Genomic DNA, 13,921 nt, shown 5'->3' with positions numbered 1-13,921 from the left:
GACTCATGCTCACCCGGTTAGTGGCGATGAGCTGTAAAACGATGTACAGGGCTTTCTATGGATACGCAGGCGCTTCAACAAACCTTTCTAAAACTTCGCAGTAACAAGGCGTTCGAACTTTTTGTGGTCGGGGTTATTATCTTCTCGGCGTTGGTGATTGGTGCTAAAACCTATGACATGGATCCCGGGTTGTTGCGGCTTATCTGGTGGCTGGATCATGGCATCACCGCTATTTTTCTGGTCGAGATAACTATTCGTTTTATTGGCGAAGAACATAAGCGGAATTTCTTCAAACAACCCTGGAATGTGTTCGATACACTGATCGTGGTGGTCAGCCTGATTCCGATCGATAACAGCGATATGGCCCTGGTGGGACGTCTGGTCAGGGTGTTCCGCGTGCTGCGGATGGTGTCGATCATCCCCGAGCTGCGCATGTTGCTGAACTCCCTGCTGCGGGCGCTGCCCCAGCTGGGTTATGTCATCCTGCTGATGTTTATTATCTTCTACATTTATGCCGCCATTGGCGCCACCCTGTTTGCAACGATTAACCCGTTTCTGTGGGAAGATATTTCGGTCTCCATGCTGACCCTGTTCCGGGTGATGACCTTCGAAGACTGGACCGATGTGATGTACGAGACCATGGAGGTCTATCCGTTAAGCTGGTTTTATTACCTCAGTTTTATCTTCCTGACGGCTTTTGCTTTTCTCAATATGGTGATCGGAATCGTGGTCAATGTGCTTGAAGAGGAGCATCAGAAGGAACGCGACGAAGAGGCCCTGGCTGGCGGTAAACCAACGGTGGAAAGCCTGTCTGTGCAGGTGGAAGAGCTCAAGCAGCTGGTGCAGGCGCAGAACGCGTTATTGCAACAGAAGGCATCCTCCAGGGACTCATAAGACCATTGGTTTAGGGCACCTCTGAATAATTCCGAGGTGCCCTAGGCCTTGTTCTGTCGAAACGAGCAACCGATGGTGCACGTGACGATCGGGCTATTGCAACACTCCGTCCCATTCATCAACGCGCTCGCGCATGTCCTGCTTCAGGCTGGCGGGTAAAAGATCGACCGGGTCGCGGTTGTTGCGAATTTCCCAGCCGCCGCCCAAAGCCTTGTACACTTGCACCAGGCTGGTAGCGACATTGCCCTTAGCCTGAGATAGCAGATCCTGCTGCTGGACATTGGATAGCAGGGTGTTAATAACCCTGTTAAAGGTAATCTCACCTTCGCGGTATTGCAGCAGAGAGATATCCACAGCGCGTTGGGAGGCATCCGCTGCCTGTTGATAGGCGTCTAGCAGCTCGTGAGATTTAAGGTACGCAACGATCGAATTCTCGACGTCCCCCTGAGCTTGCAGTACGGTGTTCTGGTAATCGACCAGCAACTGTTGAAAGAGGGCATCTTGCAGTCTGATGTTACTCTTGAGCCGGCCATAATTCAGCACGTTCCATTCGAACATACCAAAGATATCCCAGCTTTTACTGCCGCTTTCAAATAGCTGGTTGCGTTGTGGTGCCGTCGAACCGATGGAACCACCAATGGACAGTTGCGGGTAGAGATCACTCACCGCAAAACCGATCTGCGCGCTCTGGGCGGCCAGTTGCCGTTCGGCAATCCTGATGTCGGGACGACGGCGAATAATATCTTGTGGTATGCCAAGAGCGACAGTCGATGAAATATCGGGCAGCGCCTTGGTCTGCGTAAGCAGCCTATTTTGGCTTTGGGGAGGTGTTCCCAGCAGTATCGCCAGAGAGTTTTTTAATTGCTGCAGTGACACTTCAAGCTCAAATATAGAGGCGCGAGTGTTATAGACAATGCTTTCCGCCTGATCGGGATCCAGTTCACTGACCTGTCCCGCCTCAAACTTGCGGCGAGAGATCTCCAGGCTCTGTTCTTGCAGGCTAATATTCTGCCGCGCTACATCGATGCGCTGCTGGAAGGTTCGAATCTGGAAATAGGTCTGGGCCACCTGAGACACGAGAGACAACAGGGCCGCATCATAATTGGCGACGCTGGAGTCCAACTCGGCACTGGCGGATTCAATCTGTCGACTGAAACGGCCCCAGAAATCGATCTCCCAGCTCAGGTTAAAGCCGACGTTATAGTTGTTACTGATGGTATTTTGCAGCTCTTGTCGAGCAGCAGAGCCGGTGATCTGTTGCTCTTGCGGGTACTGATTGCCAATGGCGATGGCCAGCTGTTGTTGCGACTGGAGCACCCGTAAACCGGCCGAGCGCAAACTCAGGTTTTGCCCCAGGGCGGCATTAACCAGACGGTCCAGATCCTGATCTTTAAAGGCGTTATTCCACCACTGTGGGTCAAGGGCAGCCTGGTCAGCGACCAGATCATTATCGCTATCCGACCATTGGGAGGCGACCTCGGCTGTGGGTTCTTTATAGTCAGGACCGACACTGGTGCAGCCCTGAATAATGAGGGCGCCGAGCAATGGCAAGGCACGACACAGACCGCTCGAGGTAACGGGTTTGTTGAGCCTGACGTGCTGTCCTATAACTGGTCCCCTGTTCATTGTTTGACCCTGGTGGCTTTGGTGCGGCTTTTTACCAGGACCGATGCCGTGGAGCCGACACGTAATTCAACCCCCTCGGGCACTTCGTCAAGATGGATGCGAACCGGAATGCGCTGGGCAAGACGAATCCATTCGAAGGTTGGACTGATGGTAGGCAACAGATCGAAACCCGTGCTGCCATCCTGTTGTGATATTCCCCAGCCGATGCTGTCTACGCGGCCTTGCAAAGGGATGTCCGGGTAGCTCATTAATGTGACGACGGCTTTGTCACCTTTGTCAAACTCGCCGACGTAGGTTTCCTTGAAGAAGCCATCAATCCAGTAGCTGTTGATATCAACCAGTGCCAGGGCGGGTTGGTTAGCAACCGCCTGGCTGCCAAGGCGCAGGTTTAAGTTGGTCACATAGCCATCGACCGGTGCCTTTACCCGGGTGAATTCGTAGTTTAACTGGGCCTGGGTGACGGCCGCCGCCGCTTCACGAATGCTGGCGTTGGCCTCCCCTTCGGCCCCTAACTGGGCCTGGGCTTCGGCGAGAGAGGCCTCCGATTGCAGCAGGTTGGCGCGCGCCTGTGCCAGGCCTGCAACGGCCCCTTGGCGCTGCTGAATGGACACTTCCAGGTTGGCTTTGGCGCGTTCCACTGACTTCTGGGACGTGGCTTTTTGTGGCAACAGGTCTTGTTGGCGATCGTACTCGGCCTGATTTTTCTCGATGGTGGCAGACAGTTGATTGATGGAACTCTGGGCCTGTTGTATCTGGGTCCGTGAGGCTTCTACCTGAGCCTCGGCAACCTCGACCTGTTTTTTCATCGCGAGGTGATTGTCGATCGTTTTATCGTACTGGGCTTGTGCCCGCTCGAGGTCGGCGGCAAAGGTTCGAGGGTCAATTTCAAACAGCAAATCGCCCTGATTGACCCGCTGGTTATCCTCTGCCACTAACAAAGTAATAGGGCCTGAGACTCTTGACGTCACCTGAATGACCTGGGCTCGAACCTGGCCATCGCGAGTCCAGGGGTTGGTGATGTACTCCCAGTATTTATAGGACAGGGCCCCACTGGCGATAAGAACGATGAATCCAGTCAACAAGTACCGGGAAATTCCCTTCATGGTGTTAAATCCTGATTACAAAGGTGCCGATAAGCACGGTATAGATACAGGCCAGTGCGACAAATACCAGCGGGGGGTAAAAAAAGTATTTCGACAAGCGGTAATGATTCAGCACCCGTGCGCTCGCCATGGCACAGGCGACACCAGCCATGGCGGCGATTAACAGTGGTGGCAGGTAAATACCTGCGATAGCAAATTCATGGGGAATCATAATAATTCCTTACAATATATGACGTCATGAAAAACGTTCCTCCTGCCACTGTTGCCAGTCAATGGCCTCGGCTACTTCGGCATGATCAATTATAGCGGCAGATAGATTCTTAAAGCTGATCAACAATTGATAATAATGCTCATCCTGGATTGTTTCGTTCAAGGTTTCCCTGTCCGTATCGAACAGGGCGTCAAACTCGGCCTCAGTTGACTGGAGGTGATTATCGAGTTGCTCTTTCAAAACTATAAGGTTGAGACAGTTCGGTGCGTTTTGCCAATCAACCAATGCTTGTGTGATGGAGTCTCGCCATTGTGCAGTTTGGCGGTATACCTCCGTGGGCAGCTTGGTTGTAGCTAAGGTCTCGTTCAGGGACAACAAGCGTTCGATGCGATAACGGATGGTCTGCAGGCTGTCTACGATCGATTGAACGCTGGCCGCGCTGTTGTTGGAGAAAAACTGGTGATCGATCGGGCGTCCCCAGGCGGCAATTTTTACGGGTAAGTTGGTTAGTTCATAACGATGAAATTTGATGAGCCAGCGTTGCAGTAATTTGCTCGCTTGATGAGACGATAGATTGATGTTGGAGGATAAGAAAGCCGCACTCCGAAAAAAACGTCGCAGCTGTTTTAGGTACACTTTTTCTGGTCGGGCCGAGCCGATGGCATAGGAACACAGATAGGCAAATAAAAAACTAAATACGATGAACAGGATTGTATTGGCCATGGCTGAAAAATTATAGGCTTGCTGGTTATCAATCGACAGCATGGTAAGAATAGCGATAGACCCGAGTATTTGGTCCATTCCTGAGAGATAATATCGGGTTAAGAACATACAGGTGAAAAGCGTGATGCCGAGGCCGAAAAAACTGGACAGATGAGGCATCACAAACACGTAAACACTAATGGCCAGAAAGAGCGAAATAGTAAGAGATTTGACCATGGTGATGGCTCGCAATTGCTGAATTTGAGCAATAAGCATGGCGATGGTCGCGGGAAGTTGAATCCAGGCCATATGGCCTGGAGGGTCGAAGAGAATCCATACCAGATAGCTGGCAATCAGGGTCAGGGAAACCAGTCCGGCACCTTTCAAGTGGTCCAGGTCAGCTATCGGTAATTGAAACTTTGTCATTTTCGATTTTCTTGCGAGCGAAAAGCAAGGGGCGGAAGCGGGTTCCTGATTGCCGGCCAAAATGTTGGCTGTTTGCAGCATGTCTCGAGTGAGACGATCGATGTGTCTTATTTCATTCTTTATGCTGGATAAAGCAGCCCGATCGCTGTGGCTCAAATTGTTAAGGTGGGCCGTGTTATAGCGGGGGGTGACGGTGGTGGGCTCAAAAGTCGATTTTTTTCCGGTTAGGGTTTCCCGGGTGGCGTTGAGGCGGGCGGTGATTTCAGCAAAAAAATCGGCCTGGTTGAGCACATAGCTGCCCGGGCTTATTTGGTTAGCGAACAAGCTGCCTGATTGCCAGCGATCAAGCGTTATCATTAGCTCTTTGGCCAGCGCATGGTAGCTTTGCCAGCTTGATTGCAGGCGCTTGACTTCATAATCTTCGATGCTTTCACTGTTCAGAAGTCCCGGTAGCTGGCTGAATTGTGAGGCTTCATTGTTTTTGACCCGTACTACCCCATCCTGAGGGAAGTGCGTCAGGCTATTGGTGATCCGGTTAAAACGGTCGATCTGTGTCGAAAGTAAATCAACGTTGGCCGTTTTTAAGGCACCGGTAGTTTTATGGGGCCACAAAAAAACACTAACCAGGGTGTAAACCGTCACCCCCATGGTTGTTTCGATCACGCGCGCCATTGCCTGGGAAAAAACTGTTTGCGGCGATGAGGGATCGGTTAACAGAATCACCAGGCAGACGAATCCCGCCACTTGCCAGAAGTAGCTGTTTAGTGGGTTTCTGAGCATGTTGTAGGTGGTGAAGAATACCCATAAGCAGGCGAGCAACAGGAAGAGCCAGCGGTCTTGAGCCGCAATGGCGAAGATAACGAGCGCTGCCAGGCAACCGGGAATGGTTCCCAGTACACGCAACACTCCCTTGTGTAAAGAGGGTCCGGCACTAGTCAACGCCGTCATGGCGACCGCAAACCCTGCCCATTGGGGGTTTAGCCAACCCTGACTCAGGGAAATGCCGTAAGCCATCGTAAAGGCGAGGGCGACTTTAATCGCTTCTTTCGCTTGCCGCGATACCACTGCCTGAGAACTCCCTTTGCTAACCCCGTTATCATTATAGGGTCTTTATGCTCTGCTCATTCCGCTTAGCGTGCAAATAGATCAAATCGCTATTACTTGAAAAGTTGCAGATTTGCTTGCCTGAGTCGCTGTAGAGCCCCAATCGCTAGAAGACTGGGAAAAATACCCTAAGCTTTAATTGTCTTGCCTGCGTCCAGGGACGATCTGTATGGCCCGGCGCTGGCCTCTGGAGAGCCTGTGGTGGTTCGGTGATGGCTGCTGTTCCGGTGACAGCCCTGTTCCCATTCAGCCCGGATTTGATAGCGTGCTGCGGTGGGGAAAACAATTCATCCTGCGCAATCCGGAGGTATAACATGGATGAAGTTCTACTGGAGCGATTCGCCTATTCCCCCTTCGGGGTTTTCGGCCGTATCCTGATTCCCGAATTTGAATGCTTTACCGTTGAGCGGCCCTGGCTGGACAACAAGCCCAGGCAGTCCTGTATTCCCGAGGGGGAATATGATTTGCGACTGGGCACATACAATCGAGGTGGATATCCGGCCTACGAGGTACTGGATGTGCCCGATCGGACACTGATCAAGATCCATGTTGGTAACACCATTGATGATGTGGTGGGTTGCATCGCGCCGGGCAAGTCCCTGGCGTATATGGAGCGTAAATGGGCCGTCAGTAGTAGCAAAAAAGCCTTTGGTGAATTTATGGAGGCCATGGCCGGGATCGAGCAGACGCGTATTCGTATCGTTCACTATTCACCCTAAGTACAGGACCTCAGGTATTGGACGGCTTGTGCCTGTTACTCAGGATTGGGAGCCATCATTCCTGACGTTGGCGGTGCGTCATGCTATGGTCATTAGGCAGGTTAGCCCGATACGGATTATTGAACCCAGGTAACCGGTTTTTGACCCTCAAGAAAGGAATGAATATGAAAACAATAATAATGATTGCGTGTTCGTTGGTGGTGATGTCCCTGCCTTTACAGGCGAAGGAGGTACATCCCAAGAAGATGGAGAAAATTGATCGTCATATAGTGTCGGCAGGCCTGACCGAAATATTGATCGAACAACTCGCTTCAGAGCTCTATATCAAGCAGCTCGAAGCCGCCGTGATGAGCGGCTCTGCTCCTCTTTCTGAGAGTGATCTGGCCGCGATGCGCCGAGCCGCGTTAGCGGTTGTTGAGAAAGAGTTTCTCGAGAAGCAGCAACTGTCGAAAATTTTGTATCCCATCTACGATGAGCATTTGACGTTGGGTGAACTCAATATCTTGCTGCAATACAGCGAAACGCCCTTCGCTTCTCGTATGCAGGAAGTGATGGTGCAGGTGATGCAAAAGAGCAGCGAGGCTTCATTGACTCATACACAAACCCTGACTCCTCTGCTACAGGAGCATCTAACGGCCAGCCAGTAACGGTAGGAAATTTGATCGGGCGCATGACTAATCCGTAGCCGCTTCGTTAGGATGAACCCTATCGAGTAGCGTTGTGATGGAAGGCTTCCTTTGTTATCTGACTGCCGATTTGTGTGCCCCTTTAACCGTTCAATAAGGAGTAGCTATGCCGACCAAAGTTTCTGAGTATATGACCGCCAAGGTGATTTCTGTGTCACCCGAGTTGGGTATTCGAGAAGCCTTTTTTACCATGCGTGACGAAGGGGTTCGTCACCTCCCCGTTGTGGATAACAGCAACAAGCTGGTAGGAATCGTCAGCGATCGCGAGTTGCGACGTCCAAACTGGGTCGATGAAGACCGCGATATTACCCATATCTATGACCTTAATAACGATCTCGATGTCAGCGACATCATGGTGCGTAATGTCTTTTGCCTGCACACCTACGACAGTCTCAGCAAAGCCGTAAAGTTATTGCTTGAACAGCGGGTGGGCGCGGTACCTGTACTGGACAAAACCGAAACACTGGTGGGTATGTTATCCGCCATCGATCTGCTTAAAGCGTTAAACGATCGCCTCGACGCCGAGCGTAAAGGCTAGCGATCACGCGCTGATGCCAGTCAATGACTGGCATCTTAATCCTTTGCTATTCCCTGCTTCTAGCCGCTATGGGGCAGGGCGTTGCCTTGGGCCGGTTCCTTATGGCCTCGCAAATCTTCCAGAATCAGGTAGTTAACCGGAATGATCAGCAGGGTGATCAGGGTGGCAAACAGGATACCGAAGCCCAGTGATATGGCCATGGGGATCAGGAACTGGGCCTGGGTGCTTTTCTCGAAAATCAGCGGCATAAGACCGCAAAAGGTGGTCAGTGATGTCAGGAGTACGGGCCTGAAACGCGCCACCCCGGCGCTGCGTATTGCTTGATGTAAGCTGATGCCTTTTTCCCGTTGCTGGTTGGTGTAATCCACCAGTACCAGGGAATCGTTAATAACCACCCCCGTCAGTGCCAACATGCCCATGAAGCTCATGATGGTCAGGCTCATATCCATGATCCAGTGACCAATGATGGCGCCGACCAGTCCGAAGGGGATCACCGACATCACAATCAATGGTTGCAGGTAAGAGCGGAAGGGGATCGCCAGCAGGGCATAAACCACAAACAATACTCCCATCAGGCCCCAGCCGAGTCTGTCAAAGGAATCGGCTTGCTCGCGGGCCTCTCCCTCCAGGCTGTAACCGATGGCTGGATGGAGAAGTTTGAGATCCGCCATAAAACGATGCAGGTCTCGCTTGATGGCCTCAATGTCGGCGGTTTCCTTATTGGCGTCGGCGGTGACGTTGACCACCCGTTGCCGATTTAATCGGTTGATAGCTGTGGGGCTTCGCCCCGGTGAGATCTGGGCCACTTCCGAGAAGGGAACCTCAGCGCCCTGGGGCGTGCGGATAAACATGGTATGCAGGCTGTCGAGGGACTCCCGCTGGCTGGCTGGGAAACGCACCATGACTCGCACATCGTCGCGCCCGCGCTGGATACGCTGAATTTCAAACCCGAAGAACGCGGCGCGTACCTGCCGGGCAAGGTCGTTCAGGGTCAAGCCCAGTAACTCGGCTTCGGGTTTAATGCCCAGTTGTAACTCCTCCTTGCCGTTAGAGAGACTGTCCTGAATATCAAACAGGTCGGGGAAGGTGGATAGGTGCTGACGCAGGCGGCTGGCCACTTCTCGCAGCTCGATGAAATCATTGCCGTACAGCTGGATATCCACCGGGTCGCTGCTGCGACCGATTTCGGCGCGCAAGGTGAGGCTTTCCAGACCGGCGATATTGCCAATATCCTTGCGCCATTGATTGACCAGTTGGGAGCTGGTGACATCCAGCGTGCGGTGCTCGGGGGCAGTGATCTCAAACATCACCCGGCCGATGTTGGATTGCCCGCTGTCGCTACCCCCGGTCGAACCGGTGGTGGATAAGATTTCGGTGATCACACTTTCCCCGGTATCCGGGTCGATGTATTGCGCCTGCAACGCCTGGGCGGCCCGAGCGATCCGTTGGATGTGTTGGTCGGTGATCTCGAAGGGGGTGCCCGCCGGCATCGTCAGGGAAGCGCGGGCGGTTTCGCTTTGCACTTTGGGGAAGAAAATAAAGCGTGTCCAACCGCTGAGCACCATGGCCAGAACAATCGCGGTAAAGCCGCAAATAATGGCCAGGGACAGGTAACGGTGGTTGAGTGTACGTTCCAGTACCGGAGCGTAGTAGCGACGTATGCCATCTTCGAGTCCGCGGGCGATACCGGTTTGCAGTTGTGAAAAGCGACCTTCACGAGCGGAAGGCGGCTTGATGTTCTTGAGATGCGCTGGCAGGACAAACTTGGATTCAATCAGGGAAAACAGCAGCACCGGGACCACAATCAATGGAATCTGGGCAAAGATAGCGCCTCGTGGGCCGCCGATCATCAACAGGGGGACAAAGGCCGCCACGGTGGTCAGGATGCCAAAGGTAACCGGGACCGAGACCTCCTGGGTGCCTTCGATCGCGGCATGCAGAGGGTTTTCAGAACGTTGCAGGTGAGTGTAAACGTTCTCGCCCGTTACGATGGCATCATCCACCACAATACCCAGTACCAGGATAAAGGCGAACAGGCTGATGATGTTCAGGGTTACCCCGGCCAACGGCATGATGATAAAGGCGCCAAGAAACGACACCGGGATGCCGATAAACACCCACAGGGCGAGGGCGGGTCGCAGGAACAGACTGAGCAGCAGGATCACCAGAATGCCGCCCTGAATGGCACTGTCCGATAGTGTTTTGAGGCGTGCCTTGACGATCTTTGAACGGTCGCGCCAGTAGCCCAACTCAACACCTTCGGGCAGGCTGGATGCGGTGTCTGTAATGTACTGCTTCACAGCATTGGCGACTTCGATCGCGCTCTGGTCGCCAATACGATACACCTCGACGATGACGGCGGGGCGGCCATTAAATTCGTTAACAATCAGGTCTTCATCGAAGCTGTCATGGACCCGGGCGATATCGCTTAAGCGCAGCAAGGTGCCATCGCTGCGGGTAAGGATCACAATCTCCTCGAATTCACGTTGGGTGTAGGCCTGGCCCTTGGTTCGTACCAGAACTTCGCCGCTGCGGGCTCGGATGTTACCGGCGGAAAGGTCGAGCGAACTATTACGAACCCGGTCGGCGACCTGCTCCAGGGTGACGCCAAACTCTTGCAGTGTACGTTCATCGACTTCGATCGAGATTTCGTAGGGCCTGACACCCTCCAGTTCAACCTGGGAGATGCCCGGTAAACGGACCAGGTCGTCCCGAACGCGCTCGCCCAAAAGGCGTAATTCCATCTCGCTCAGATCGCCGGATGCGACCACGCTGATCACTTCCCGAGTGTGTTGACGCGTTGCTACCACAGGCCGTTCGGCATCGGTAGGTAAGGTATTGATGGCGTCGACCCGGCTCTTGATATCATTCATCAATTCGCGCGAATCGTAGCCACTGGCCACTTCCACGGTGACCATTGAAAACCCTTCTACGGAGCGCGATCGCAGTTTTTCGATCCCTTCCAGGTCGTGAATCGCTTCTTCGATACGAACCGTGACGCTCTCTTCGGCTTCTGCCGGAGTTGCCCCCCGATAGACGACGGTAATGTTGACCACGTCCAGGTCAATACTGGGAAAGACTTCCAGGGGGACTCGATTGGTCATCGAAAACAGGCCCGCTCCGATGATCGACACCAGCAGTAAGTTGGCGGCCACGTGATTGCGAGTAAACCAGGCGATCATCGAATGCATTGATTAACCTCCCTGCTTGTTGTTGTCAGACGGTTTCGATGTGGGTGTTACTTTCCCGGCCAGTTGTTCTTCGCCGTCTATGGTGTTGATGGTCACCGGGGTGCCGCTGATGGCCGATCCGGTCGGTGAGGTGACCAGCAGATCACCTTGTGCCAACGAGCCCTCTATCACCGCAGCACGAGCATCGCTCCACACCAGGTTGATCCCCTGGCGCTTTAGCTGATTGCCAGAGACCAGAGAAATCTGGTTATCCTGGCGCAGAGCGCTGCGGGGCATCACAAAGACATCGGTCAGCAGGCTGCCCTCTATTTCGGCCTCGACAAACTGACCAATTTTCAAGGGGGGGCGATTGCTGCCGTCGTTACTGTAGGGGTCATCCACCCGCGCGATCACAAAGAGCTGTCGGGAGTCGTTGTCCACCGCGCCTTCGGCGCGTACGATGCGACCGTTCCAGAGAAACTCATTGCGCCCCAGACGGGCCTTGATGATGACCGTAGGGTACTGGACTTCACTTTGGGGGCGGTTGCCGCGATAGAGTTCGGGAATCTCGACGAACTCCAACTGACGGTTATTGAGTGGCAGGCGAACTTCGACAAAATCGATCGCGTAGATCTGGGCCAGTTCGGTGCCGGTGGTGATGTATTGGCCAATATCAACATGTTTGCTCAGGATACGACCGGCGTAGGGGGCCCGGATGCGCGTGCGTTCCAGATCCAGCTGGGCTTGTTCGTATTGCGCCTGAGCTGAGGCAATTTTGGCTGACGCGGAGGCCAATTGAGGCTCGCGCAGGACCAGGGGGGGCGGCGTGCCCCCTTCACCAAGTCGCTGCCAGTCTCGTTTGGCCTGGTCGGCCCGAGCCTGCTCCTCCTGTAACTCAAAGCGGGCCTGGATCAGGGTGGCGCGGGCAATGGTCAAGGCGGATTGGTAGTCGCGATCGTCGATCTGCAGCAATACTTCCCCTTTATCGAAGAACCGGCCCTCGCGAAAATTTCCTGATACCTGAACGATGGCGCCGGAGACTTCCGGAATTAAGCTGCCCTGCGTGTGGGGCTGAACGGTACCGTAGCTGTCCAACCGTATCTGATAGTCCTGAGGGTGCAGGGTCATAACGTCGACGGCCAGTTGGGCGCGAGGCTGTGGCTGGGTTGTCGCGGTGGGCTTGTTATTGACGATGTAAAAGACCGCAAGGGCGCTCAGTGCCAGCACCACGAGAGGAGGGGTTGCTTTGCGCAAAAGGGACATCAGGGTTCCTCGAAAGAGCTGGGTGACAGGGCAAAGTCTCCACCCAGTGCCAGATAAAGATTGATACGGTTTTGCAGTAGCCGGTTTCTCACTTCGATCTCGGAGCTTTGGGCATCGAAGCTGCGGCGCTGGGACTCCAGCACAGTAATGTATTCAACCAGTCCGGAACGGTAGTTTTCAAAAGCCAGCTTTTCGGCGTTGATGGAATCGCTGGCGGCGTTTTTCAAGGCACGCTGCTGCTCCAGTAACAAGCCTTCGTTATTAAGCGCTTGTTCGACTTCGGCAAAGGCTTGCTGGAGGGTTGATGAGTAGCCCGCTTCCGCTTCCCGGGCCTGGGCTCGGGCCTGCAGTTCGCTGGCTTCCAGTCGGCCGGCATCAAATAGAGGGGCAGCCAGTCCTCCCAGTAGGGACCAGGCCAGGTAATCGCTGCGCATCAGATCATCCAGTTCATCACTGCTGCTGCCCCCGCGGGCTGTCAGGCGCAACCTGGGGTAACGGTTGTAGTGAGCTTCTTCGGCGCGGAAATCTGCCGCTCTAAGGCTTAGCCGGGCTGAAATGACATCCTGGCGGCGTTGCAGTAATTCAGAAGGGATGCCTGCTGGTGGCGGTTCGGTCAGAGTTGGCACCGAGGCCGGCGCCTCAAGTTCGGTTGCGGGATAGCGGCCGAGCAGTATTTCCAGTTCGCGAATGCTTTGTTGCAAGGCCTGGCGGCTCGATTGCAACCGGCTGCGATCGGCCTCAAGGTCGGCACGACCAAGATAGAGATCGAGAGAATCGTTGAGGCCATTAAGGTAATTCTGGCGAATAATCTCCAGATTGTTGGATTGGTTTTGCAAGCGTTGTTCTACCAATTCCAGCTGCATTCGGGCCTCACTGACATCAAACCAGGCGCTGGCGACATCGGCGGCCAGTTGAAAGCGTGCTTGTTCGAAGTCGGCCTGGCTCGACAGGTAATCGTTTAGCGCAGCTTGCGTGCGGGCATCCAGTTTGCCCCAGAGGTCGACCTCCCAGCTGGCTTCCAGCGAGGCATCGAAGTTGTTGCTAATCACCGAGTTACCACCCGGGTTTTGTCGCTGGCGAGCGGCATCGAAGACGGCATTGAGTTCCGGATAGCGATCGGCCCCGGCAATACGCGCCTGGGCTAATGCCGCCTCGCTTCGGGCTTGAGCGGCACGCAAAGAGTAGTTGGCGACGATAGCCTCTTCTACCAGCAGGGTGAGTTGCTCATTGGAAAAGCTGCTTAGCCAGGGTTCTCGGTCCATCTGCTGCTGCAGTTCATCCGCAGACCATTGCCCGGGAATGATAGGTTCCGATCGAGGAACTCGACTCTCGATGGTACTGCAGGCACTCAACAACAGAGCGCTGAAGATGATGAGGCTGGATTGAACAAATCGATGCATAAAGGCCGGTACGGAGGACCGCGGTAATTGTTAATTATGGACCCTAAATTCTGCTTCTGTGGGTCTATGGTGGTATATC

At 53.9% G+C, this 13,921-nt stretch carries 11 protein-coding genes; 4 read left to right on the top strand and 7 right to left on the bottom strand.

From position 1 onward, the window contains the following. Positions 1-57 precede the first annotated feature (57 nt). A complete protein-coding gene (locus MIB40_RS10925; RefSeq protein ID WP_249693972.1) occupies positions 58-894 on the top strand; it encodes an ion transporter in 837 nt (278 codons plus the stop codon). Positions 895-987: 93 nt separating this feature from the next. Here MIB40_RS10925 and MIB40_RS10920 read toward each other — a convergent pair whose 3' ends face one another. Genes MIB40_RS10920 through MIB40_RS10905 form a run of 4 tightly spaced genes read right to left on the bottom strand, consistent with a single transcriptional unit; the run spans position 988 to position 6,027 of the window. Next, entirely contained in the window at positions 988-2,520 is a 1,533-nt protein-coding gene (locus MIB40_RS10920) for an efflux transporter outer membrane subunit (RefSeq protein WP_249693970.1), read from the bottom strand. Continuing rightward, entirely contained in the window at positions 2,517-3,623 is a 1,107-nt protein-coding gene (locus tag MIB40_RS10915; RefSeq protein ID WP_249693969.1) for an HlyD family secretion protein, read from the bottom strand. The genes MIB40_RS10920 and MIB40_RS10915 overlap by 4 nt, the downstream gene beginning before the upstream one ends. A gap of 4 nt (positions 3,624-3,627) precedes the next feature. Further along, the gene (locus MIB40_RS10910) at positions 3,628-3,834 is read right to left on the bottom strand and encodes a DUF1656 domain-containing protein (protein WP_249693968.1); all 207 of its coding nucleotides are present in this window, start codon (positions 3,832-3,834) and stop codon (positions 3,628-3,630) included. A 24-nt stretch (positions 3,835-3,858) separates the two neighbouring features. After that, on the bottom strand, positions 3,859-6,027 hold the full coding sequence (locus MIB40_RS10905; RefSeq protein WP_249693967.1) for an FUSC family protein: 2,169 nt from the start codon (positions 6,025-6,027) through the stop codon (positions 3,859-3,861). Between the two features lie 353 nt (positions 6,028-6,380). On the opposite strand from MIB40_RS10905, the gene MIB40_RS10900 reads away from it, so the two are divergent. The 3 genes from MIB40_RS10900 (at position 6,381) to MIB40_RS10890 (ending at position 8,009) form a co-directional block, all read left to right on the top strand. Then, positions 6,381-6,785 carry a DUF5675 family protein gene (locus MIB40_RS10900; protein WP_249693966.1) on the top strand — a complete coding sequence of 135 codons (405 nt, stop codon included), beginning with the start codon at positions 6,381-6,383 and terminating at the stop codon, positions 6,783-6,785. 164 nt (positions 6,786-6,949) lie between these two features. Continuing rightward, positions 6,950-7,432, top strand: a complete 483-nt coding sequence (locus MIB40_RS10895; protein ID WP_249693965.1) for a DUF2059 domain-containing protein — start codon at positions 6,950-6,952, stop codon at positions 7,430-7,432. 145 nt (positions 7,433-7,577) lie between these two features. After that, on the top strand, positions 7,578-8,009 hold the full coding sequence (locus tag MIB40_RS10890; RefSeq protein WP_249693964.1) for a CBS domain-containing protein: 432 nt from the start codon (positions 7,578-7,580) through the stop codon (positions 8,007-8,009). A gap of 59 nt (positions 8,010-8,068) precedes the next feature. On the opposite strand, the gene MIB40_RS10885 is transcribed toward MIB40_RS10890, so the two are convergent. From MIB40_RS10885 to MIB40_RS10875, 3 genes are read right to left on the bottom strand one after another with little or no spacing between them, the layout of a single operon-like run. Then, entirely contained in the window at positions 8,069-11,200 is a 3,132-nt protein-coding gene (locus tag MIB40_RS10885) for an efflux RND transporter permease subunit (protein WP_249693954.1), read from the bottom strand. 3 nt (positions 11,201-11,203) lie between these two features. After that, a complete protein-coding gene (locus MIB40_RS10880) occupies positions 11,204-12,442 on the bottom strand; it encodes an efflux RND transporter periplasmic adaptor subunit (protein ID WP_249693953.1) in 1,239 nt (412 codons plus the stop codon). Next, on the bottom strand, positions 12,442-13,842 hold the full coding sequence (locus tag MIB40_RS10875) for an efflux transporter outer membrane subunit (protein WP_249693951.1): 1,401 nt from the start codon (positions 13,840-13,842) through the stop codon (positions 12,442-12,444). The genes MIB40_RS10880 and MIB40_RS10875 overlap by 1 nt, the downstream gene beginning before the upstream one ends. Between the last annotated feature and the right edge of the window lie 79 nt (positions 13,843-13,921).

The sequence above is a fragment of the Aestuariirhabdus haliotis genome, assembly GCF_023509475.1.
GTDB lineage: Bacteria > Pseudomonadota > Gammaproteobacteria > Pseudomonadales > Aestuariirhabdaceae > Aestuariirhabdus > Aestuariirhabdus haliotis.
The sequence above is the reverse complement of the archived record's forward strand: the minus strand, read 5'-3'. Positions and strand labels throughout refer to the sequence as shown.